The following is a 23,866-nucleotide window of genomic DNA, read 5'->3' as shown; positions in this document are numbered from 1 at the left end:
TCCCCCTAGTTCCCATAGTAAGCATTCTTACCATGCTTTCTTAAAAAATGTTTATCCTGCAGATACTTCGGCGCCCTCGCGGCATCAGGATTTATGCTCAATGCAAAAAGATTCATCTTTGCCACCTCTTCCATAACCACCGCATTATGTACGGCATTATGTGCATCTTTCCCCCATGCAAAAGGTCCATGACTGTGACATATACATCCGGGTATATATAAAGGATCAATCTTTCTATCCTTAAAGGTTTCCACTATAACTTTTCCGGTATTAAGTTCATAGTCCTCATCAAGTTCTTCCTTTGTAAGATGCCTTACACATGGAATATCACCATAGAAATAATCACATTGTGTGGTTCCCATACATACAATATCTCTACCTGCCTGTGCAAACCCTGTGGCATATGGGGAATGGGTATGTACAATGCCTCCTATATCTTTAAAATTTTGATACAGTACAAGATGCGTCTTTGTATCGGATGAGGGATTATACTTCCCCTCAATCTTTTTACCTTCCAAGTCCATCACCACCATATCATCAGGGGTAAGCCTGTCATATTCTATTCCGCTTGGCTTTATTACAAAGTACTTTCTTTCTTCATCTATGCCCGATACATTTCCCCAGGTAAATGTTACAAGTCCATACTTTGGCAAAAGCATATTTGCCTCATATACTTCTTTTTTTAATTTTTCTAACATAAATCTCCTGTTTATAGGCGTAATAAATCCTCTCTTCTCGTATCATCACCTATTGTAATAAGTTCACTGCCCGTAAGCTTGGCAAACATAGCAATATCATCTCTTGTGAGCGCAGTGGATACAATAGAATGATGTGCTCCACCTGCATAACACCATGCAGCAGTTCCTATCTCAAAATTCGGCTTATGTCTGTACATAATTCTTGCAACAGGCAGCTTCGGCATCTCATGCGGCTGCTTAACAAGTTCAATATCTGCACAAATAATCCTGAACCTGTCACCCATATCCACCATTGTAACCTGTATTCCATCACCTGTCACCCCGTCAAATACCAGTCTGGCAGGATCTTCCTTACCCCCTATTCCAAGAGGCAGCACTTGTATCTCCGGCTTTGTAGCGGCAAATGAAGGCGGAACTTCAAGCATATGACTGGCAAGTTCAATTTCCTCATTTTCAGTTAAATCATATGTATAGTCCTCGATAAAGCCGGTCGCTCCCTCTCTATGCTGTGCCATCTTCATAAGTACAGCAGAAAAAGCACTTGTTTTATAATCTCCCTCCGGGGCAAATCCTATACCCCTTGCCATCAAATTCTGTGCTGAAATACCCGGCAATTGTCTGAGGCCATGCAAATCTTGGAATGTATCTGTAAAAGCTCCTATTTTATTTTTTTCAAGGAATTTATCAAGCCCTACCTCATACTTTGCCTGCTCCCTTACAGCAGCTATATTATCTGTTTTCAAAGTATACTTTTTAAGATACTCATCCATCTTTTTATCTATCTCAGTTTCACTTACAGAATCAATTATATTCACAAGATCCCCAAGTGCATAATAATTGCATTCCCAGCCGTATTTTATTTGGCTTTCAACTCTGTCTCCGTCTGTAACCGCAACCTCACGCATATTGTTACCGAAGCTTGCCACCTTCAAATGCCTTGAAAAATCAATAGCATTTGCCACTTCTATAAATCTTCTTATTTGTGATATAACTCTCTCATGCTTATAGTATCCTGCAACCACCTCATGCACAATGCTCATTCTTGCAAGTATAAAGCCATATTCCCTATCTCCATGAGCAGATTGATTCAAATTCATAAAATCCATATCTATACTCTCATAAGGCAGCTTTTCATTATACTGCGTATGTAAATGTAATAAAGGTTTTCTTAGCAATGACAATCCCTTTATCCACATCTTTGCAGGTGAAAATGTATGCATCCAAGTGATTACACCCACACACTCCTCATCAACCATGACCTTCTTAAAGTTTTCTATACAAATCTCAGATGTTTCCACAATAGGCAACAGTTCAAGTTCTGCTACAGAGCAAAGCTTTTCATTTAAAAATTTTACCATTTCCTCACTGTCTTTTGCAACAGTATCTAAACAATCTCTGCCATATAAATCCTGACTGCCAACTATAAAATATATCTTCTTCATATTGCTCCATTTCTTATAGCCTTTAAAATATGCTATATCCGATCTTTAAACTGTAATCTTTTAACATACCATTAATAATTACTTTATAATCTGTATTGATTTCCTGTCGGCAAATACCGCAACAAATATCAAGAAAACTACGCCCTGTATAAGCTGCATCATTTGTGTAGAAAATCCCATCATTGTCAATCCGCTGTTTAATACAATATATAATAATGAACCTATAATTATATTCTCAAACCTTACCTTTGCACCACCTGATATAGGCATACCTCCAAGTACCAATGCTATTAAAATCTGAGTTTCCAATTGGCTTCCTCCGGAGGAAGTTACCGAGCCTACTTTTACAACATTAATAAAAGCGGCAAATCCGGTCATAGCACCTGCCAATACATATACCAGGAATTTCATATTATCAGTTCTTATTCCCGCAAATATAGCAGCTTTTTCTCCCGCACCTATAGCCTTTAGATATTTACCGAACTTTGTAAATCTGAATATTACAAATGCTGTTAAAACTATAATTACTGTAATCCCAACCTTTAATTCGATTGTATCAAAATTTACCAATGCTGCCGATCCTGCAACAGGTGCATTGGTTGTAAGATATCTTATTACTCCTCTAAGTAAAAACATAGTACATATCGTCACAATAAATGACTGTATTTTTCTGTTCACATAAAAATATCCGTTTATTCCACCAATAATTGCTCCTGTACAAATACCTCCAAGTATTGCCAAAGGTATATTGTATTTTGACAGTATGCATACCGCTATAGAGGAAATCCCCAGAATCGATCCTTGTGAAAAATCAAGACCACCCATTGTCATAATAAAAAATACACCTGTTGCGGAAATCATAACCACATATGCCTGTGACAATACTAATGGTAAATTAGAAACCATTCTCCAGTTTGTAAAAATATTAAAGATTATAAAAATAACAAATAAACCGGCTATAGGTAAAACAGCGCGTAGAATATTATTCTTATTCATATTTCCTCCTAAACCATCATGGAAATAAGAGTATTCTCACCTATCTCCACGCTTCTGTCTATTTCACCTGAAATCTTCCCGTCTTTCATAATGATTATCCTGTCACACATACCTATAAGTTCCATCAGTTCTTCTGAGATCATAATAATGGATTTTCCGTTTTTTATCATATGATTCATAAGATTATAAATATCCTGCTTTACTTTTATATCAATACCTCTTGTCGGAGAATCCAGTACCACAATATCCGAATCCTTTCCTATCCATCTTGCAAGTACCACCTTTTGCTTATTTCCTCCCGAAAGATCTGATACAAACTGTTCTGTATTTACCATCTTTACAGACATCTTTTTTGCATATTCATTTGCAAAATTATTCATCGCTCTGTCTGATAAAAACTTCCACTTTGAGGTAAGCTTATCAAGCGATGGCAGACAAATATTATCTCCAATAGATTGATTCATCACCACAGATTCATTGTCCCTGTCTTTTGATGTATAGGCTATCGAGTTTGCTATTGCTGTAGGTATATCATTAATCTGTGTTCCGTCAGCTAGTACAACACTTCCGCTTCTGTCATAAGATGCACCGAAAACCGCCTTTCCTATCTCATGCATACCGGATTCGGACAGTCCGCCAAACCCCAATATTTCTCCCCTATGGAGTTCAAAACTCACATCATCCAAAATACCCGGGACAGATACTTTTTTCACCGAAAGCACTACTTCATCACGAATTGAATCTCCATAATCTTTTCTATAGTAGTCCCCTTCAAGTTCTCTGCCGACCATCAATTTTCTAAGCCCCTCTTCATCCATATCCTTAGACGAAACCGTATCTATATATACACCGTCTCTTAGTACTGTAATAGTATCGGACTTCTCAAGTATTTCCGGCAAATCATGTGAGATGAATATCACCGTATTCCCTGACTTTTTTATTCTTTCCATATGCTTGTACAGTTCATGTCTTCCCTCATTTGAAAGTGCGGTTGTAGTCTCATCTATTACCACGATTTTAGGATCAAAATATGTTGCCTTTACAATTTCTATAAGCTTTCTGTCCTCAAAGTTATAATGATCTATTATTTCTCCTGCTTTAATTCTCTCAAATCCGTATTTTTTCAAAAGATCGGTCGCCATTTTATTCATCAAATTTGTATTTTTTATTCCAAACTTTGTAAATTTATCTTCATGCCCCAAAAAAATGTTTTCAGCAACGGTAAGTCCCGACAATGTACCAAGTTCCTGTACTATTATTGAAATACCTTCATTATTCGCATCCACCTGATTTTTGGGATTAACTTCCTTACCGTCCAAAATAAACTTACCGCTGTCTATTGTATAAATTCCGGTAAGCATATTTGTAAGCGTAGACTTACCCGAACCGTTTTCACCTATCAATGCATGAACCTCACCTTTATTTATATTAAATGAAACATCTGCGACAGCCTTTGTAATGCCAAAAGATTTACATAGATGTTCAACCTGTAATCTTACTTCACTCATCTTCTCTCCTTTTGGAAATGCCTAAAAGGCATCCGTCACTTAACTATCTCGCCTTTATTTACCTTGGTTGTCAATGTTATAATAATCAATAATGTAATACCTGTAATAACATCCTGAATTGCAGTCGGTGCACCCAATGCAATAAATCCGAAGAATATTATATTTATTACGAACTCACCTATAATAATTGCCTGTAAAGGCATGCCGTATTTTTTAAATGCCAAACCGAAAAAACATCCCATTGTAGGTATAAAGTTTCTGCTCATAGATGCCATTCCGGTCACTGCTACCATTGATGAACCATAGCTTATTGTAAGTATTGACATAATCCCTAAAAAAGCACCTGAAATTATAAATGCAATAACCTTGTATTTTTTTACATTGATACCCATATTCTTTGCTACAAACTCATTGCTTCCTATCGCATATGTATAAGTACCGATTTTAGTATAATTTAATATCAAATATGCTATTATAAATGCTATCAATGCCAATATAATATCTCCCGGCATTCTTCCGAAAATTCTCAGTTCAGATGCCAATGTCTGTTCAACTCCACCGGCAATATAGTTTGCAACAGACTCATATATAAGTGCCAGTCCTGTAGTAACTATCATTGATGGAATTCTTAAATTCACATAGAAAAATCCGTTTAAAAAACCTACTACTGTTCCTGTAAGTACACAGCCTAATATGAGTCCGAAATATCCCATTCCCAATCTACCTGCAAAAACGCTTCCAACTATGGCTGAGAGCATAATATTTGCACCGATAGAAAAATCAAACATGCCCATTACCATTACAAAATAAAATCCTACAGCACCTGTTGTCGCTATAAGACTTGCCTGAAAATAACTTAATAAATTAGTCGGAGAACCAAAGTTTTCAGGTGAAAGTATTTTAAATACCGCCCATGATAATATCACCAAAAACACAAGTATAAGATATCCCGAGCATTTTGCAGATATATTTTTTTTATTTTTTATTGATGTAATAAAATCCATTCTACAATCCTCATTACCTTTTAGAAAGGGGCTGTCACTATTAAGAATATAATACTCAAATTACCACGGTATATAATTTAAAACCATCGGTACCGAGTGTTATTTATCTTTAATGCAACAGCCCATTTCAATCTGCCTATAAACAAAATATATATTTTACTCAAAACATATATTACTTAACCATAATTTTTAACTACTTTGCTCTCTCCATAGCATCCTGTATAGAAAGCTTAGCGGCACTTGCCTTAAGATCATCCAAACTAAGTTCCGACATACTCACAAGTTCCTCTTTTGTATATGGAAGTTTCTCTACAAAATACTTTTCATAATCGACATAATCCTCCGGTGAAGATACATATAAATACGGGAACAATACATCTTCAAACTTACCTTCAATACCTGTATAGTTTCCCTTTATTGCATTGTAAACCATCATAAATGAGAATAAAGGATCACAATAATGTCCTCCTGATTCACCCGCCATTGAGCCGTTTTTAAGCCTCTCACCAAGATCCGGTAAGAAGTCTGTTGAAACTATATCTATATCGGCTGTCTTGCCTGCTCTCTCCACTGCCGCGATAACACCCTGAAGAGGATCGCCACCACCGCCTGCGGGTATAAGTGCATCTAAGTTCGGATCTGCCGCCATAAGAGCTTCTGCCGCCTTAGAACCGCCTTCAGATGACGTTCCGGCATACTGCGGCTCGGAAAGTTTTGCCTGATCATCCGGATGCTCTTTGTTCCACTTTTCAACCCCTGCTTTATATCCTTCCCATCTGCCAAGCCATGTGGCATCACCTTGTTCCCAGCCTATCAGACCTATATTTCTATCTCCTTTATTAAGTAAAATCTCTACCAGCTTCTCACCGTTTTCAGGCTCATTCTCATGTACCGCTCCTATATAATATGGTGAATCCGTTGCCAACTTATAAATATCCGCACTTTTTTCCTTATCTATTATTCTAAAAAACTGTGACAGATATACCTTATTATCATTTGCGGTCTTTATAGCTGAAGTCATCTCGGTATCTGAAGAATTACAAATTATGATACCTTGGCAACCTGCTGCCACCAGCTGTTCTACTGATGAAGTAACTTTCTCTGAAACATGTCCCTGGTCTACATACTGAACTTGAACGCCTAATGCATCTGCAGCCTCATCAAGTATTTTTTTACACTGTGAACCAAGTACATCGGTAGATGACCATATGGATACTCCAATTTTAATATCCTTGTTATCAATCGCCTTTATTTCCTTTGTGTCACCGGCTGCACTACTACCGGTATTATTACCGTTTCCACAAGCCGCCAATGGAAGTGCCATAGCTGCTACCACACTCAAAGCTACCATCCTTTTAAATACCTTTTTCATTTTTCCTCCTTAAAATACACGAAAACTTATATGATGTTTTTATATTAAAACAACTCATTTCCCAAAACAATATAATACATCTTTTTATCTATTATAAGTTGTATTAAAATAGAGGTATATAAATATAGTATTTATTCAATAATTATTTTATTCACAATTTAATATAGTTAAATATTAGTTTTAGGCGGATTTTTTCTTGTTTTATTGTTGCTTTTATTGTAAAAATATCTTTTGCAGATGGTTTTAGCAGTTTTATATAATACAACTTTAAATCTTTACTAAAATGTATTACTTTAAATTTTGTAGAACAATAACAGTATGCTTTGCACTAAACTTTCATATAGATTATAGTATCAAAAAAATCGCCCGAAAAATATACGAACGATTTTTACTGAATATATTTTATACCCTTCTCCAAATATAAGTTTTCACTCTATCTTCTTTATTTTTATTGTTTTATTGATTTGGCACGGATGGGATTCCGCAATACCTCCGGTATAATATACTCTTATTTTATCTCCCGCCATAATCTCTGAAACATCAAATTTATCAGGATATGATACTTCAACCGGTCCCGGTTCATTCTCATCAAGTGAATCCATTAAAATGCAACTATCCTGTATTTTTATAACCACACCATCCAATGTATCAGCTTTGATTCTGCTCATATTTATCAAGGTAAACAGACAAATAAGAGATAACAAAATTGCGGCTATTGACATTTTTCTACCACCGTTTTTCGAAAATATTATCATAAAAGTTTCTCCCTTCTACAAAAGTCAATAAGCATTTTACTCATTATCAAATGCTTATGTAAATGCATTATGGCACTCCGGGAGTTGCACTCCAAATATATCCTCAGTTGCGCTGTTTTAATAATTATCCAAATCTCTTTTATCTATAACTATATTATACTGTATTCGATACTATAAAGACAGTTAAATTTCCTCCGAAACTCCATTCCTCTCTTTCTTTTATATCTGTTTCCTCTGCTTTTATATATATTCTCCAATTTTCCAAAATTTATTCCTACATTTTGCCGATTGATTTATCTTAAGAATTCTGTCATAATACTTACATAAATTCTAATATTTTAGGATTGTTACTGGTAACAGGCAAGACCAAATACACCATAGTGATATGGTTTATTTGGTCTTTTTGTTATCACATGGGTTATGGAAATTTAGCTTTGCAGCGGTTAAACTCCCTTTAGATAAGCGGGGATATACCCTGTTTGATTTGCTTTACGGTGGTGATATGATCATTGAAAAAATTATCAATAATAATATAGTCTTAACGCATGACTATAAAAACAGAGAAATTATTGCCATGGGTAAGGGCATCGGGTTTGGCAGAAAAAAAGGAGATGCAATATCCGAGTCTGAAATAGAGAAGGTATTTAAAATCAATGAAAATGAGATGCTTCTTAAGTTTCAGGATATGATTGCCGACATACCCATAGAAAGAATAAGACTTACAGATGATGTTATTTCCTATGCCGTCAATGTAGAAAAGCTTAAACTGAGTCAAAACATATATATCACTTTGGTGGACCATATAAATTTTGCTATTGAAAGATTCAAGGAAGGTATGACTCCCGAAAATGCACTTATGTGGGAAATTAAGAGATTTTATCCTCAGGAATATGCTCTTGGGCTCTATACACTCAGGCTTATACATGATAGAATGGGACTTTCGCTTCCTGATTCCGAGGCGGGTTTTATTGCACTTCACTTTGTAAATGCACAGTATAGCACTCATATGAAGGAAACCTTGAGTCTTCCACATCTTATGAGAGATATAATGGACATTGTAAAGAGTGAGTTAAATGTTGAGTTAAATGAAAATTCCATTCATTATGAAAGATTTGTAACTCATGTGAAGTTTCTTATTCAAAGGCTTTATAGAAATGAAATGCTCCATGATGAGGATATGATTTTTGAGGATGTGATGAGAGATAAATATCCCAAGGAATTTGACTGCGGAAAAAAGATTGCAAAGTATATAGAAGTCGAGACCAACTCTAAAATAACAAGGATGGAAATGACTTACTTGGCAATTCATATAAAAAGAGTAACTATGGCGGAGGAGTAAAATATGTTTGGTTTATTTAAGAAAAAGAAAAACAGCTTTCTCAGCCCTATGAATGGTAAGGCTGTATCTATAAAAGAGGTACCTGATGAGACATTTTCATCCGAGATGCTTGGAAAGGGTGTTGCCGTTATTCCAAGTGACGGTCTTGTCACATCTCCTGCAAACGGTAAGGTTACAATGGTTTTTGAGACCTTGCATGCTTTAAGTATTTTAGCCGATACCGGTGAAGAGATACTTATTCATATCGGGCTTGATACCGTAAAGATGAACGGTGAGGGCTTTTCTTCCTTTGTAAAGGCGGGAGATATTGTCAGGGCAAAGGATCCGCTTATACTGGCGGATTTGGAAAAAATAAAGGCGGCAGGATTTAATCCTGTTACAATAATGCTTGTTTGCAACAGTGCGGATTTTAAATCTGTTGAAAGTATCACAGATATATCTGTGACAAATGATAATGAAATATTGGTAGTAATACCAAATTAATAAATTTTCTCTTTGACCGGCCGGCAAAGGGATTACAACTATAACAAGGAGAATTTTATGAAGTATTTACAACGACTTGGGAAGTCTTTAATGCTTCCTGTAGCCTGCCTTCCTGTGGCAGCGATTTTAATGGGTATCGGTTATTGGATTGATCCGACCGGTTGGGGCGGTAATAATATTGTGGCAGCTTTCCTTTTAAAGGCGGGTGGTGCCATAATCGATAATATGGCTATTTTATTTGCCATAGGTGTTGCTGTCGGTATGAGTGATGACGGTGACGGTGCTGCAGCACTTGCAGGACTTGTTTCATGGCTTGTTGTCACAACTCTTTTATCCAAGGGTTCGGTTGCTATGTTTATGGGTGTTGAAGCTGATGCGGTTCCTGCTGCATTCGGTAAAACACAGACTCAGTTTATAGGAATTATCTGCGGTCTTATTGGTGCTGTTTGCTACAATAAATTTAAAACTACAAAGCTTCCGGATGCACTTTCATTCTTTAGCGGTAAGAGAAGTGTAGCTATTGTTACAGCAGGTTTTTCACTTATTGCAGCTATTATATTATTCTTTATCTGGCCTGTTGTTTACGGTGTATTGGTAAGCTTCGGTGAGGCAATTCTAAGCACAGGTGCGATAGGTGCAGGTATTTACGGTTTCTTTAACAGACTTTTAATTCCGTTCGGACTCCACCATGCACTCAACTCGGTATTCTGGTTTGATGTGGCAGGTATCAATGATATCGGTAAGTTCTGGGGAAGCGCCGAGGGTGGTATACTCGGACAAACAGGTATGTATATGTCAGGCTTCTTCCCTGTAATGATGTTCGGTCTTCCGGGTGCGGCTCTTGCAATGTATCACACAGCTAAGGATGCCGGAAAAAAGGCTGCTTACGGTCTTTTACTTGCTGCCGCCCTATCTTCATTCTTTACAGGTGTTACAGAGCCGCTTGAGTTTTCATTTATGTTCCTTGCACCATTACTTTATGTTATCCATGCTCTTTTAACAGGTATATCACTTGCTGTTGTATCACTTCTTCCTGTTAGAGCAGGCTTTAACTTCAGCGCAGGTCTTGTAGACTGGGTACTCAGCTTTAAGGCGCCATTTGCACAAAATCCATTACTTTTAATTCCAATCGGTGTTGTTTACGGTGCCCTCTATTATGCAATCTTCCGCTTTGTTATAACAAAGTTTGACCTTAAGACCCCGGGTAGAGAGGATGATGTGGAAGAAGAGAAGAAAGCTGTTTTATCCAATGATGATTTTACCACTGTTGCAGCTATTATCCTTGAGGGTGTAGGCGGTCCTGAAAACCTTACATCTATTGACAACTGTATTACAAGACTTCGTCTTGAAATCAAGGATTACACAAAGGTTGATGAAAAGAAAATCAAATCAGCAGGTGTAGCAGGTGTTATCAGACCTTCAAAGACTGCCGTACAGGTTATTATCGGTACAAAGGTTCAGTTTGTAGCGGATGAGTTTAAAAAGCTTGCTAAGAATAAATAAGGAAATATTTAATATATAATACAATAAACCGTGTATCAAAAAATCCTCCAATTTTTGATACACGGTTTTTATATTTAAAACTTAGCTATGTGAAAAACTCAATTAAAAACATATCTATTAAAACTTTTCGTATTCTAAATTTTACCTTATATAAAAGGAGCCGCCATTTAAGGATATAATCCGAGAATATTTCATCCATAAAATAACAGCTCCCTATTATCTTTTATAAACTGCCCAAAAGCATTGGCAGTCCAAGGCTTATCACAGGTATAAATGTTATAAGTAAAAGTGTAATTATCATGCAAAGATAGAAAGGCAATGTCGCCTTTACCACCTTTTCCATAGGCAGTTTTGCTACTGCTGAACCGATAAAGAGTACTCCTCCAACCGGTGGTGTAAGAAGCCCTATACCGCAGTTTAGAATCACCATTACACCAAACTGTATAGGTCCGATTCCTATGGAATTTGCTATCGGAAGAAGTATAGGTGTGGCAATAAGTATAATAGGTGCCATATCCATAATACATCCGAGTATCAGCAAAATAAGATTAAGGAGTAATGCAAGTATTATAGGATTATTTGTAAATCCTGTAATTGCACTTGCCGCCATATCAGGCACATGAAGTGTTGTAAGGCAATATCCGAAAATACTTGATGTTGAAATAAGTATAAGTACTATGGATAAAGTATTTACACATTCCTCAAGAGTTTTCCATACACCCTTCCAGTCAAGACCTTTGTATATAAATACACTGACAATAAGGCTGTAGATAACTGCAATCGCAGCTGATTCCGTAGCGGTAAAAATTCCTCCGACCACTCCGAACACAACTATAAGCACTGCCGCCAGTGCCCAGAATGACACACTGATTTGCTTTATAAGAACCTTTAATGAGAACTTATCACCCTTTGGATACTTTTTTCTAACTGAAATAATATATGAACCGATCATAAGTGATACCGCAAGTAATGCGCCCGGAATATATCCTGCAAGGAATAAACTTCCTACAGATATACCACCTGCTGTTGTCGCATATATTACCATATTATGTGACGGAGGTACTAAAAGTCCCTCACATGATGATGTAATTGTTACAGCTGTGGAAAAATCCGCATCATAACCCTGATCCACCATCATAGGAATAAGTATTGAACCGAGTGAAGCCGTATCAGCCGCTGCTGAACCCGAAATGCCTCCAAAAAAGTAAGATGCCACGATATTTACCATTGCCATTCCGCCACGCATCCATCCTACGCAGGCATTTGCAAGTGCTATCAACTTCTCGGATATACCGCCGCTTCCCATCAAACAGCCCATTGTTATAAAGAAAGGTACTGCCATAAGTGAGAATGAAGATATACCCTTTACCATCTGCTGACAGATAGTTGAAAGCGGTTGCCCTTGCGCCAAAAGGCAGAGCAGAGATGAAAGTGCTACCGCATATGCAATAGGAAAGCGTAAAAATATCATTACAAAAAAACTGATAAGCAATACCGCTATTGCCATTTCTGTACTCATGCCTTTACCTCCTGTGAATCTTCTTTTAAGCAAATAGCCTTTATATGATTATAAAGTGCTTCAAGTTCAAATATCAGCATTGCCGCACCTGCAAGCGGAATCGGGAAATACTGCCAAAACTTTGACAGCTTCGGCATACTTACATAAGTTCCCTTTGCACCTATCTTCATAGCGTAATTCCAACCTACCACTATCATTACAACCGCAAGTATCAAAACGGCAATATCCGATAATATATCCAAAAATCTTACAACCCCCTTAGGCAGATAGGTGTCAAAGGCGGTCATTCTGATATGTGCCCCTCTTCTGATAGCCAGTGCCGCCGACAGCACCGCCATATATGCCATACAGGTAAGAACAATTTCTTCACTCCATGCCGGATCCGGTATAAATGAAATATATCTTCCGGCTACCGCCATAGTTGTGATTGCTATATCCACAATCAATAATAGTTTACATAGTAACAGAACAAACTTATATGTTGCATCATATGCCGGTTTTATCCTGTCCACAGCTTTAAAAAATCCTGACATAAATACCTCTTTTATTTATTAATAAACCTCTTGAAGAAATCTCCAAGAGGTAAATACATTATTTGTCTAAATCAAGTAACTGCTGATATAGCTCTTTTTGATCTGCTGTATTTTTTTCAATAACATTCTTTGTTGCTTCCTTCCAAGGTGTTTTATCACTTACCTCTACAACATTTACATTTGCAGCCTTAAGTTCTTCCAATACCTTGTCCTCAGCCTTTTGTGCAATATCTCTGTTTACCTGACCTACATACTCTCCTGCCTTTACAAGAATATCCTGCTGCTCAGGTGTTAACTTATTCCATGCATCATCTGTAATAACTACCTGGAATGCTCCAAGTGTATGACCGTCAAGTATAATATTAGGTGCTACCTCAGGAAATGCATTTGACTGATAGTTTGTTATAGGCTGCTCCGCACCGTCTACAACTCCTGTCTGAAGTGCCGAATAAAGCTCATTAAATGCAACTACTGTAGGTGATGCACCAAGTCCCTCTACCATACCGTTCATGATAGGATCATTTGACACTCTCATCTTCATTCCCTTTAAATCTTCTACCGAATTTACAGGATTCTTTGTAAAGAAATGTCTGAATCCCTCCTCACCATAGTAAAGACTCTTAATACCGAGATTCAAATCTGATGTTTCATTTAAAAAATCTTTTGAAAGATCACTGTCAATAAACTTCCAGAAATGCTCTCTTGAATTAAATGTATATGGCATAGCAAGAAGTGAAGCCTTCTTTGCACCATAGCTTGTAAGAGCGAAAGCTGAAATTCTTGACATATCTACAGTACCTGTACCGCCAAGCATTCCGTCAAGTACATCATTCTCCGAACCGAGCACTCCGCTTGCCTGAACATCAATATGGATTTTTCCTCCTGAAAGCTCTTCCACCTTCTCCTTAAATGCGGTTCCGGTCTGTCCTACAATTGTATCAAGCGGATTTACCTCTGCATAAACCAAAGTTACCTCTGCACTTCCTGCGTCCGCCTTTGCGGCTGTTGTCTCCGCGTTATCAGCCTTTGCGGCTGTTGTTGTAGTCTCCGGACTCTTAAGTCCGCATGCAGATAATGCCAATGTGGCAATTGCCAATGCAAAAAATCTCTTTTTCATTTTTTCCTCCAAAAAATAAATACTAAAGACTATCTAAATATTCTTACATCTTCTGTATTACATTGTATATTTAGGAAAAAATTATGTGAATGGTAATATTTTAATATAATAAGTAAATTTTTAATATAACTGTTATAAATTACCCCTGTACTCGGAAGGGCTCATACCCACCGCCCTTTTAAACACCTTGGTAAAATAATTGGAATCCGTATATCCTACACTTGCACCCACTTCTTTTATATTAAAACTCACATCTTTTAACAATACCTTTGCCTTTTCAATCCTTACATTTGTAAGATAATTTATAAATGTATCATCAAAAAGCTGCTTAAATATTTTAGAAAAATAAACATCGGAATATCCCAGTATTCCTGCCACATCTCCCACACTTATATCCCTTTTGTAATTCTCTTTTATATATTTTTTAATTACCGCTTTTTGGGAATCCTGTAAATTCTCATTCGAACTCTCCTCCACATTTTTGATACTTGCTATGGCTTCACTTATAAGTGAGCAAAGCTTTTCCTCATTCCATGGTTTTAAAAGATAATCAAATGCCTTTATATGCATTGCCTCTATTGCATAATCAAATCTGTCATAGGCACTTACAAAAATAATAATACATTCCGGATTCTTTTCTCTGAGCAGTTTAGCCAAGGCTATACCGTTCATTCCCGGCATCTCAATATCCAAAAGAGCTATATTTATAACACTTTCTTCACTGATTTTTGATGCCGTTTTCCCATTGCTTGCCATAAAAATATTCAGTTCATTTATAAAGTACTTCTTGATAGTTTTTTCTAAGACCTTTAATTCCAGATTCTCATCATCTGCTATCAGTAAATTCACATCTTCTCCTTTACTACTATAAATAATAGGCGTTTGCGAAACGCCAAAAGCCATATAAATACGACACTTTTTTGTTACTAAATATAAAAATCTCCTCTAGGTCTGTGATATAATGGAGTTGCACAAAACCATAAACCACATCCCGAAAGGAGACATTACTATGATATCACAAAAACAACTCTCTTTGGCAGATATTTTTGAAGATTGTAAAGATATTTTTGAATCTGACAAACCTCAGTTTCTTACTCTGCTGGAAAATCATATTGACCTTGATGAAATTATTCCGTTTTCTTTTTACAATCATTACTATGCAGCCACAGGCAGAAATCGCAAATATCCTTTGACTGCTATGCTTTGGGCTTTGATTATTCAACGTCTGTTTTCTATTCCGACAGATTCTCTTTTGCTTGTCTTTCTTCATTATTCCAGACATCTGAGAGAATTCTGTGGCTTCACCAAAGTTCCTGATGCTTCTAAAATCACTCGTTTTAAACAGGATTTTTTATCGGACTTACAAGCTGTTTTTGATAAGCTTGTTGATTTAACTGAACCGATATGTAGGGATATTGATAACAACCTTGCTTCTATGCTCTTGTTTGACACTTCAGGTATTGAAGCTTATGTAACCGAAAATAATCCTAAATACGCCAACCGCATTATCAGGCAGCTCAAATCCTATGCAAAATCTATGAATTTTGATAGTTCTTATGACCCTTATAAGGTAGCATATGCTTCTATGCCAACATCAGCTTCATCAAACCATGAGGTTAAACAGCAGTACATTAACGGGCATTTCTGCTACGCTTACAAGTTCGGTATTATTACCAATGGGCTTGGAATTGTTCGTTCCATTGATTTCTACAATAAGGATTATCTTGCTTCCCATCCTGACATTGTAGTTGAAAAGAAAGCAAAGTCACCGGATGAAGACAAATCGCTTGCTGATTCCAAAGCTTTACTTCCTACCTTAAAGGACTTTAAAACAAGGCATCCGGGTATTAAACCATCTATATTCCTTGGTGATGCAGCCTTTGATACCATTGAGATTTACAAATCACTTTTTGAAGATTTCAATTTCCAAAAAGCATTTATTCCTTTAAAAGTTAATCTCTCAATGGATAATATTAAATATACCTTCAATGAAAATGGTATTCCTTGTTGCCCTCATGATTCTTCACTTCCGATGAAACGTGAAGGAAGTAAATCCCATTTAAGGAGCAAGCTGTCTACAATAAAGTTCGTTTGTCCAAAAATGAAATGGGAATACAACCGACAAGACAAGTCCAAAAGACGTGTCTGTCACTGTGACAATCCCTGTACAACTTCTTCCTGCGGTAGAATGATTTATGTTTATCCTGAAAAGAATCTCAGAGCTTATCCCGGAGTAGAACGAGGTTCTAAAGAGTGGGATGAAACATATAAGATCAGGGTAAATGTTGAAAAATCAATCAATCACTTTAAGGATAGTTTCTGCATTGCTAAACGGAAAACAACAAATGAAAAAACACTGCATTCCGATTTACTGCTAGCCGGTATATCACAGTTATTAACTGTAGTTGTTGCCGATAAAATCAACCAACGACAACATATCAGAAGTTTAAAATCTTTAATTGCTTAGGACTTATCAACTTTATATAAGCACTATGCTTATTAAAGTGCGCCTAAATCTTGTAGTTATCAACTTTTTAGCTTAAAATTTGTGCTTTGCACAAATTTATCCTTGTATGCAATAAGGATTGCGAACGAGCTCAGCGAGTTTCGCAATTACCTATATAAATAATCCGACTGTGGTATCAAAAAATATACTACAGTCATTTTACCCTCTTTTGAATATATTCTCAAATCACCGTTTTTATACATATTTTTTATGCGCTTATAAATATTTCCAAAACCTATTCCAATCTTTGATGTAGACCTTTTTTGCATAAAATCCCTCAGCTCTTCCAGTCTTTCCTCGCTCATTCCCACACCGGTATCAGCCACTATAATATGCAGCACATTCTCCCTTTCCCATACTCTTATTACCACCTTTCCTCCCTCTTCTTTTTTTGAGATTCCATGTACTATGGCATTTTCCACTATGGGCTGCAGTGAGAATGAAGGTATAAATGCTCTGTCATTTTCCACCTTTGAATCAATATCATAAAAAACACGTTCTCCGAAACGCATTTTTTGAATATACATATAGTCCTTTACTATGCTTAATTCTCTTTCAAGACTTACCTGCTTTTCATCCGTCTTTAGGCTGTAACGAAATATATTTCCAAGTGCTCTTATCATATCCTCTGTATCTTTTGCATCCTCCAGATTGGCTGATGCCGCTATAATATTCAAGGTATTAAATAAAAAATGTGGATTTATCTGGTTTTTTAAAAGATCAAATCTTGCCTCATTTAATCTTTTTTCCATATTCATCTTTTCCATAGCTTCCTTATGTAAAAGTTCGGAAAGTTCATATCTTTCTTCAAGACTTGAGATATATCCCGAGGTAACATGCTTCATCTTATTAAAAGCATTTGTCAAATCCCCCATCTCATCATTGTTTTTAATTACTATATCATCATCGGAAAAGTCATTTTTTGCAATATTTTTTGAAACCTCCACCATCTTATTTATAGGTGAGATAATCAATGTCTGCAGTCTCAGTGCCATATAAACTACCAGCACTATAATCGGTATCAGTATTATACCGATTAAAAGCGGCATTTTCTTAAAAAACTCTGACCTTTTTTGATATATCGCATTATTCTCACTGAGAGTTACATCCATCAGCCTTTCTCCATAGCCTATAAGATAGTCCTGCATTTCATATATATCATATACTTTTTCTATAAAATCCTTTACATCATACTTGGATTCTATAATCTCCTGTCTGCTTTTTGCATATATAGGATAACTGTTTTTTATGCTCCAAATCTTTGCATATCTTTCCCTGCGCTCAATATCAAGCTCAAGCTTATCCACAATCTCATCAGTCCTTTTGCAACTCTCTATAAGTGTTTCTATATTGTCCCTGTTTCTTATAAATATTGCAAAATCCGACTTCTCCTTTGCCAGTGCATCCGAAAGCTCATAACAAAGTGATATTTCATTTATTATTTCTCCAAAGCCTGAAGATGTATATTCTACTATAAAAAAATCAAAGCATAGATTTATTGTAAATGCCAGTACCACGGCAATAATAAAAATACCGATTTTTTCCTTTATAGATCTTTTTGAAACTTTTTTTCTCATAAATACCTTCCTGAAATTTACAGATATTTAGGCTAAAATCCTTTGACGGCAAATACTTCCGTATAATAAAAGGATACTACAGAAAAGTGTTTTCTTCCATAGTATCCTTTAGCTATACTTTTTGTATTTCCAGTATATTTGACAATATAAAACCGAACAAAGTCTTTTTTTGATAATTATTAAAATCATTATAGGAAAGCTTATATCTTCTACCCCATGATGATATATAAAAAAATATTTCCTTATTTTCTTCTTTACAGTCATATATAAGTACATAATGTGCATATATATCGGCAATACTGCAATTGTCTATATCTAATGCCTGTATTCCCCTTTTCTTTTTTAAGAAAGCAAAAGCATCCGGTCCAACCCCAAGAATCACGGGCAAACCGTCTTTTAAACTTTTTTGCACCTTTGAGAGTATATTGTATCTTTTTCCCCACAAAGCTTTCATGGAAATATTATTATCTCTAAAATATTTATTGATTCCCTTTGAAAGTTTAAAACCGGTCAAGCCCTTTATAAACGGATTGTTTAAAATATATAAATACTTCTTATATATGTACATAACAAAGGCGGTAAAAGTTTCCTTACTTATTATATTTTTACTTTTATACTCCGCCCTCCAAAAGCATAATAAAAAATTGCATATTGCAATTATTCCACATCCATACTCTGCAATATCCTTATAGCCAAGGCAAAAAAACCATGACTGATTTCCACCGGTATAATATTCACTTCCATTTTTTATCAGTAAATCATTTTCCAAAGATTTACATACTATGGGTGGCAAATACACTGTCTCCTTCCCAAAGCACAACTTTATTTTCTTTAATGCTTTGTTTTACATCTATAATCCTTTGATTTGAACTGCCTCTGAATCTTAATGTAATATCATAAAGATCCTGCACAAACTTTCCGTCAACAATAACATCACAGAGTTTTAAAATCTTTGGTGTGGCATCACAATACGCTCTACCGCCCGGTATAAGGTCCACATCAAATGTATATCCCGAATATATCCAAAGGCTTTTTTCCGGATATCTTTTCTTAAACTCCTCTATAAGCGGTAAAATACCTTTCTGGTTCGCTCTCTCCATCGGTTCTCCGCCCAGTATAGTTATTCCTGTTATATAATACGGTTTTACCGACTCCAATATATCTTCAACGGTCTCTTGTGTGAATTCTTTTCCATATTTAAAGTCCCATGCCACCTCATTAAAGCATCCCTTACATGCATGTGTGCAGCCTGATACAAATAATGATGTTCTCACTCCCGGACCATTTGCTATATCATCATATTTTATATTTGCATAATTCATTATAACATCTCTGCCATTTCTAAAAGAAGCTTCTTTGAATCTTCAAAGCCTAAACATGGATCTGTAATAGACTTTCCGTATATATGTTCTTCTATTTTCTGGTTTCCTTCCTCTATATAACTCTCAATCATTACACCCTTTACAAAATTTCCTATCTCATCGGAATATTTCATAGAATGTAATACCTCTTTTACTATACGCATCTGCTCTTTATATTTTTTATTTGAATTTGAATGATTTGCATCCACAATCACAGCAGGATTGGCAATATCTCTTTCCATATATAAGTCAAGCAATAATCTCAAATCCTCATAATGATAATTCGGCAAACACTGTCCATGCTTGTTCACAGCTCCACGAAGTATTGCATGTGAGAGTGGATTCCCGTCGGTCTTTATCTCAAAATTTCTGTAGATAAATTCATGTGACTGCTGTGCCGCATATATGGCATTTAACATAACAGACATATCACCGCTTGTAGGATTTTTCATACCTACAGGCACATCCACACCTGAGGATGTAAGTCTGTGCTGCTGATTCTCAACAGATCTTGCACCTACCGCAATATAGCTCATAAGATCATCCAGATATCCCAGATTATCAGGATAGAGCATTTCATCTGCCGTAAAAAGTCCTGTTTCTTCTATCACTCTCAAATGCATTTTTCTGATAGCGATAATGCCCTCATGCACATTAGGCTTCTTCTCGGGATTTGGCTGGTGCAAAAGCCCCTTATATCCGTCACCGTTGGTTCTTGGCTTATTGGTATATACTCTTGGAATAACTATTATCTTATCCTTTACTTTTTCGGCAACCTTTACAAGTCTGCTTGCATAATCCAATACGGAGTCTTCATTATCCGCCGAGCACGGTCCTATTACCGCAAGGAATTTCTTGTTTTTTCCTGTAAAAACATCTGCTATTTCCCTGTCAAACTCCTTCTTTTTTTCCTTCAGCTTTTTGCTTAAAGGATACTTATCTATGATTTCTTCCGGAGTGGGAAGATTACTGATATATTTTATTCCCATTATTTCCTCTTTCCTCTTTCATCTTGTAATATTAAAAATTTAATCAAAATTTTATTATCATAATTTATGCTCTTACATAGACAAAGCCCATAACAACATAAATATTTTAACAGTATAAATTAATACGAAAAAATTATCAAGTCTTTAGCAATTTAAAGTTCTAAACTTTAAATTTTCAAAGTATAAACTTGATTCTTTTTCATTACTTTGTTATACTTCTCCTTATGAAAATTACCAATTTAATATACAATAAATCAAGGATGGATATGTATGAATTGTTATGATGAATTAAAGGCAAGAGGACTTATTGCCCAGGTTACAAATGAAGAAGAAATAAGCAAAATGATAAATAACGGTAAGGCTACATTTTATATAGGATTTGATCCCACTGCCGACAGCCTGCATGTAGGTCATTTTATGGCTCTTTGCCTTATGAAAAGACTCCAGATGGCAGGAAACAAGCCTATTGCTTTAGTAGGCGGCGGTACAGGTATGATAGGTGATCCTTCCGGCAGAAGTGATCTTAGAAAGGTCCTTACAATAGAAGATATTGATCATAACTGTGAATGTTTTAAAAAGCAGATGAGCCGATTTATCGAGTTTGGAGAGGACAAGGCAAGAATGGTAAACAATGCCGACTGGCTCAGAGATCTCAATTATATGGATTTTATCCGTGATATAGGTCCGCATTTTTCCGTCAATAATATGCTTAGAGCAAAATGCTATGAAAATCGTATGGCAAACGGCCTTTCATTCCTTGAGTTTAACTATATGATACTTCAAAGTTATGATTTCTATAAGCTTTTCCTTGACTATGGCTGCAATATGCAGTTTGGCGGTGACGATCAGTGGTCAAATATGCTTGGAGGTACAGAGCTTATCAGAAGGAAGCTTGGTAAGGATGCACATGCCATGACAATCACTCTTTTACTTAACTCAGAGGGTAAGAAAATGGGTAAGACTGTGGGCGGTGCTGTTTGGCTTGATCCTAATAAGACCACTCCTTTTGAGTTCTACCAGTATTGGAGAAATCTTCCGGATGCGGATGTTCTCACCTGCCTTAGAATGCTTACATTCCTGCCGCTTGAGCAGATAGAGGAAATGTCTGCCTGGGAGGGAGCTAAGCTAAATGAAGCCAAAGAAATCCTGGCAATGCATCTTACAGAGCTTGTACATGGCAAGGAAGAAGCCGATAAGGCTAATGCTGCCAGCAAATCACTCTTTGTAGGCGGCGGCGATATGAGCAATGTTCCTACATATATTTTGCAGCCTGAGGATTACAGAGACGGCACTATCGACCTTTCAGGTGTACTTGTAGTCAGCGGACTTTCAAATACCAGATCCGAGGCAAGAAGAAATATTGAACAGGGTGGAGTTTCTATAGAAGGTGAAGTTATAAAGGATGTAAAGAAAACTTTCACAAAAGAAGACTTTGCAGATGAAGGACTTCTCATTAAGAGAGGTAAAAAGAATTTCTGTAAGGTAAAGTCGGAATAATTCATTTAAAACAATTATAGAATTAAGAAACACATTTAATCACTGATAGTGACATGTATTTCTTAATTCTATTTTATTTACTGTTGCAGTCCTCTAAAGCTGTCCGTTTTTATATTCTTGCTGTCAATCCCGTTTTCTGCGAGGAATTTCTTTATATCACCGACATCATCAGGTTGTCCTGATAAAAGATATATGGCTGCATTCCCATATTTATTTATTGCATTCTTTAATTGTTCTTTACTTTTAGAAATGCTGTCTGAAGTTTCATAGGTCAAACTTGTCGCTGACTTTGTAAGTTCTGATATTTCCCCATTAAAAGCTTTCACCCCCTTATCTAAGTGAGTGAAGTAAATCTCTCGTGTATATGCCCATTCTTTGATAATAGGTCTTATTGCTGCAATACCCACATCAGATGCAAAGCAAACCATCACTTTTTTATCATCTGAAGGTGATAGCCCGGCTCCAAGCCAACTCATTTTAACCTTACTGCCTGCCGGTAATCCGATCAAGGTTTCCTTATATATACTGCCGCTATTATGTGTCAAAATAAGTATCTCATTCTCTTCAGGATTTGAAGCAATTGTCAACCAACGGCTTTTTTCTTTTTTATCTCCATCAACGTCTGTAGCCCCTGATACCGCATCCGCAGTCATTTTTCCGCTCTCAGCTATACTGATATTGGCATAAGATCCTGCTTTCCATGTAATAGACTCAGGTTTTGTCAGGCGAATAAAGTATAAATCTCCATTTATTCTTTCAACAGCTTTGATTTCTAAAGTCCGGCTACCCCCAAGGTATGCAATAATCCCCCAGCTGATGAGACCTATAACTCCAAGAACAGATATAATAATTACTAACATTTTTTTACCTCTTTTCATTTTTACTCCTTGTTTATTGATTACAAAATTTTATGAATGAATAAATATTATATTCATTCATAAATATTCAAAAAAATAAAGAATTAAATTCTTTATTTTAAAAATCCTTTGATAAAATTTGTGGCAAGTATTTCAAGAGTTCTGCCAATATTCGGAAATTCATTTTCTGCAATATTCATATCCATATAATAAAACAAATTATAGACCTGCAAAATATCTTGGATTTTCTCTTGCGAATACCCTTCTTCTACCATACGATTGGTAAATGTCTTAAGCAAAAACTGATAAAAGGGGTTTGCTGCCTTTCCTTCCTCTGAAGAATAATAACTGTGCAATTCTTTGGAAATAACAGGATTATACCATTCCACAAGAATTTTATTTGATGAAACATAATTTCTTGACTGTTTAAAAATCTTACCGACAAGTTCAACCATATCAAGTTTTAAGTCCATTTCATTTATCATTGCCTGTCTCACACGATTATTTTCATCTATATAAATATCTAAAAAAATAGCTTCTTTACTTTCATAATAATTATAAAAAGAACCGACTGCCACACCCGCCTGTTTAGCAATCTCTGAAATACCCGTAGCCTTATAGCCCTTTTTAGAGAATATCTCATAGGCGGCTGTCTTTAACGCCTCTTTTTTGTCCAATGCTGTAAACCTCCTCTTTTTTATACTATGAATGAATAATTACTTATATTCATTCATAGTATAATGCTTTATATTTATTTTGTCAATATTTTTGCAGATTTACGCAGTATCCATTTTACTCTGTGTGCAAAAA

21 protein-coding genes and 1 pseudogene are annotated in these 23,866 nt (G+C 36.1%); 5 read left to right on the top strand and 17 right to left on the bottom strand.

The window, feature by feature from the left end; all coding sequences use genetic code 11:
* Positions 1-5: 5 nt before the first annotated feature.
* The 7 genes from J4O15_RS05765 to J4O15_RS05735 all read right to left on the bottom strand — a co-directional run bounded on the left by J4O15_RS05765 (position 6) and on the right by J4O15_RS05735 (position 7,775).
* Positions 6-698, bottom strand: a complete 693-nt coding sequence (locus J4O15_RS05765) for an L-ribulose-5-phosphate 4-epimerase (RefSeq protein WP_208100022.1) — start codon at positions 696-698, stop codon at positions 6-8.
* Positions 699-709: 11 nt separating this feature from the next.
* Complete coding sequence (gene araA, locus J4O15_RS05760) at positions 710-2,140, bottom strand: L-arabinose isomerase (protein ID WP_208100021.1); 1,431 nt, start codon at positions 2,138-2,140, stop codon at positions 710-712.
* Between the two features lie 78 nt (positions 2,141-2,218).
* Positions 2,219-3,136: an ABC transporter permease gene (locus tag J4O15_RS05755; RefSeq protein WP_208100020.1), complete on the bottom strand. Its 918-nt coding sequence runs from the start codon at positions 3,134-3,136 to the stop codon at positions 2,219-2,221.
* 8 nt (positions 3,137-3,144) lie between these two features.
* Positions 3,145-4,644, bottom strand: coding sequence for a sugar ABC transporter ATP-binding protein (locus tag J4O15_RS05750; protein WP_208100019.1), 1,500 nt, complete (start codon positions 4,642-4,644; stop codon positions 3,145-3,147).
* Between the two features lie 35 nt (positions 4,645-4,679).
* Entirely contained in the window at positions 4,680-5,648 is a 969-nt protein-coding gene (locus J4O15_RS05745; protein WP_208100018.1) for an ABC transporter permease, read from the bottom strand.
* A 193-nt stretch (positions 5,649-5,841) separates the two neighbouring features.
* The gene (locus J4O15_RS05740) at positions 5,842-7,020 is read right to left on the bottom strand and encodes a sugar ABC transporter substrate-binding protein (protein ID WP_208100017.1); all 1,179 of its coding nucleotides are present in this window, start codon (positions 7,018-7,020) and stop codon (positions 5,842-5,844) included.
* 428 nt (positions 7,021-7,448) lie between these two features.
* Positions 7,449-7,775, bottom strand: coding sequence for a hypothetical protein (locus tag J4O15_RS05735; protein ID WP_208100016.1), 327 nt, complete (start codon positions 7,773-7,775; stop codon positions 7,449-7,451).
* Between the two features lie 502 nt (positions 7,776-8,277).
* Here J4O15_RS05735 and licT point away from each other — a divergent pair.
* The 3 genes from licT to nagE are packed head-to-tail and all read left to right on the top strand — an operon-like array spanning position 8,278 to position 11,100.
* Positions 8,278-9,114: a BglG family transcription antiterminator LicT gene (gene licT, locus J4O15_RS05730; protein WP_208100015.1), complete on the top strand. Its 837-nt coding sequence runs from the start codon at positions 8,278-8,280 to the stop codon at positions 9,112-9,114.
* A gap of 3 nt (positions 9,115-9,117) precedes the next feature.
* Entirely contained in the window at positions 9,118-9,597 is a 480-nt protein-coding gene (locus tag J4O15_RS05725) for a PTS sugar transporter subunit IIA (RefSeq protein WP_208100014.1), read from the top strand.
* Between the two features lie 57 nt (positions 9,598-9,654).
* Entirely contained in the window at positions 9,655-11,100 is a 1,446-nt protein-coding gene (nagE, locus tag J4O15_RS05720) for an N-acetylglucosamine-specific PTS transporter subunit IIBC (RefSeq protein WP_208100013.1), read from the top strand.
* A 223-nt stretch (positions 11,101-11,323) separates the two neighbouring features.
* Here nagE and J4O15_RS05715 read toward each other — a convergent pair whose 3' ends face one another.
* From J4O15_RS05715 to J4O15_RS05700, 4 genes are all read right to left on the bottom strand, one after another.
* The gene (locus J4O15_RS05715) at positions 11,324-12,619 is read right to left on the bottom strand and encodes a TRAP transporter large permease (protein ID WP_208100012.1); all 1,296 of its coding nucleotides are present in this window, start codon (positions 12,617-12,619) and stop codon (positions 11,324-11,326) included.
* The gene (locus tag J4O15_RS05710; protein WP_009219382.1) at positions 12,616-13,152 is read right to left on the bottom strand and encodes a TRAP transporter small permease; all 537 of its coding nucleotides are present in this window, start codon (positions 13,150-13,152) and stop codon (positions 12,616-12,618) included. Before J4O15_RS05710 ends, J4O15_RS05715 begins: the two co-directional genes overlap by 4 nt.
* 58 nt (positions 13,153-13,210) lie before the next feature.
* The gene (locus J4O15_RS05705; RefSeq protein WP_208100011.1) at positions 13,211-14,269 is read right to left on the bottom strand and encodes a TRAP transporter substrate-binding protein; all 1,059 of its coding nucleotides are present in this window, start codon (positions 14,267-14,269) and stop codon (positions 13,211-13,213) included.
* A gap of 132 nt (positions 14,270-14,401) precedes the next feature.
* Positions 14,402-15,118, bottom strand: coding sequence for a response regulator transcription factor (locus tag J4O15_RS05700; protein WP_208100010.1), 717 nt, complete (start codon positions 15,116-15,118; stop codon positions 14,402-14,404).
* A gap of 160 nt (positions 15,119-15,278) precedes the next feature.
* On the opposite strand from J4O15_RS05700, the pseudogene J4O15_RS05695 reads away from it, so the two are divergent.
* Positions 15,279-16,647 (top strand): annotated as a pseudogene (locus tag J4O15_RS05695) (transposase).
* A gap of 235 nt (positions 16,648-16,882) precedes the next feature.
* Here J4O15_RS05695 and J4O15_RS05690 read toward each other — a convergent pair.
* From J4O15_RS05690 to J4O15_RS05675, 4 genes are all read right to left on the bottom strand, one after another.
* Entirely contained in the window at positions 16,883-18,352 is a 1,470-nt protein-coding gene (locus tag J4O15_RS05690; RefSeq protein WP_208100008.1) for a sensor histidine kinase, read from the bottom strand.
* 112 nt (positions 18,353-18,464) lie between these two features.
* Positions 18,465-19,121 carry a hypothetical protein gene (locus tag J4O15_RS05685; RefSeq protein WP_208100007.1) on the bottom strand — a complete coding sequence of 219 codons (657 nt, stop codon included), beginning with the start codon at positions 19,119-19,121 and terminating at the stop codon, positions 18,465-18,467.
* A gap of 4 nt (positions 19,122-19,125) precedes the next feature.
* Positions 19,126-19,674: an anaerobic ribonucleoside-triphosphate reductase activating protein gene (gene nrdG / locus J4O15_RS05680; RefSeq protein ID WP_208100006.1), complete on the bottom strand. Its 549-nt coding sequence runs from the start codon at positions 19,672-19,674 to the stop codon at positions 19,126-19,128.
* Positions 19,674-20,702, bottom strand: a complete 1,029-nt coding sequence (locus tag J4O15_RS05675) for a 3-deoxy-7-phosphoheptulonate synthase (protein WP_208100005.1) — start codon at positions 20,700-20,702, stop codon at positions 19,674-19,676. Before J4O15_RS05675 ends, nrdG begins: the two co-directional genes overlap by 1 nt.
* 270 nt (positions 20,703-20,972) lie before the next feature.
* On the opposite strand from J4O15_RS05675, the gene tyrS reads away from it, so the two are divergent.
* Positions 20,973-22,199, top strand: a complete 1,227-nt coding sequence (tyrS, locus tag J4O15_RS05670) for a tyrosine--tRNA ligase (RefSeq protein WP_208100004.1) — start codon at positions 20,973-20,975, stop codon at positions 22,197-22,199.
* A 77-nt stretch (positions 22,200-22,276) separates the two neighbouring features.
* On the opposite strand, the gene J4O15_RS05665 is transcribed toward tyrS, so the two are convergent.
* The gene (locus J4O15_RS05665; RefSeq protein WP_208100003.1) at positions 22,277-23,077 is read right to left on the bottom strand and encodes a ferredoxin reductase; all 801 of its coding nucleotides are present in this window, start codon (positions 23,075-23,077) and stop codon (positions 22,277-22,279) included.
* A 92-nt stretch (positions 23,078-23,169) separates the two neighbouring features.
* Positions 23,170-23,733 (bottom strand): TetR/AcrR family transcriptional regulator, encoded by a 564-nt coding sequence (locus J4O15_RS05660; RefSeq protein WP_208100002.1) that lies wholly within the window; start codon positions 23,731-23,733, stop codon positions 23,170-23,172.
* Positions 23,734-23,866: the final 133 nt, after the last annotated feature.

This window comes from Lachnoanaerobaculum sp. Marseille-Q4761 (genome assembly GCF_017565785.1).
Classification (GTDB): domain Bacteria; phylum Bacillota; class Clostridia; order Lachnospirales; family Lachnospiraceae; genus Lachnoanaerobaculum.
The sequence above is the reverse complement of the archived record's forward strand: the minus strand, read 5'-3'. Positions and strand labels throughout refer to the sequence as shown.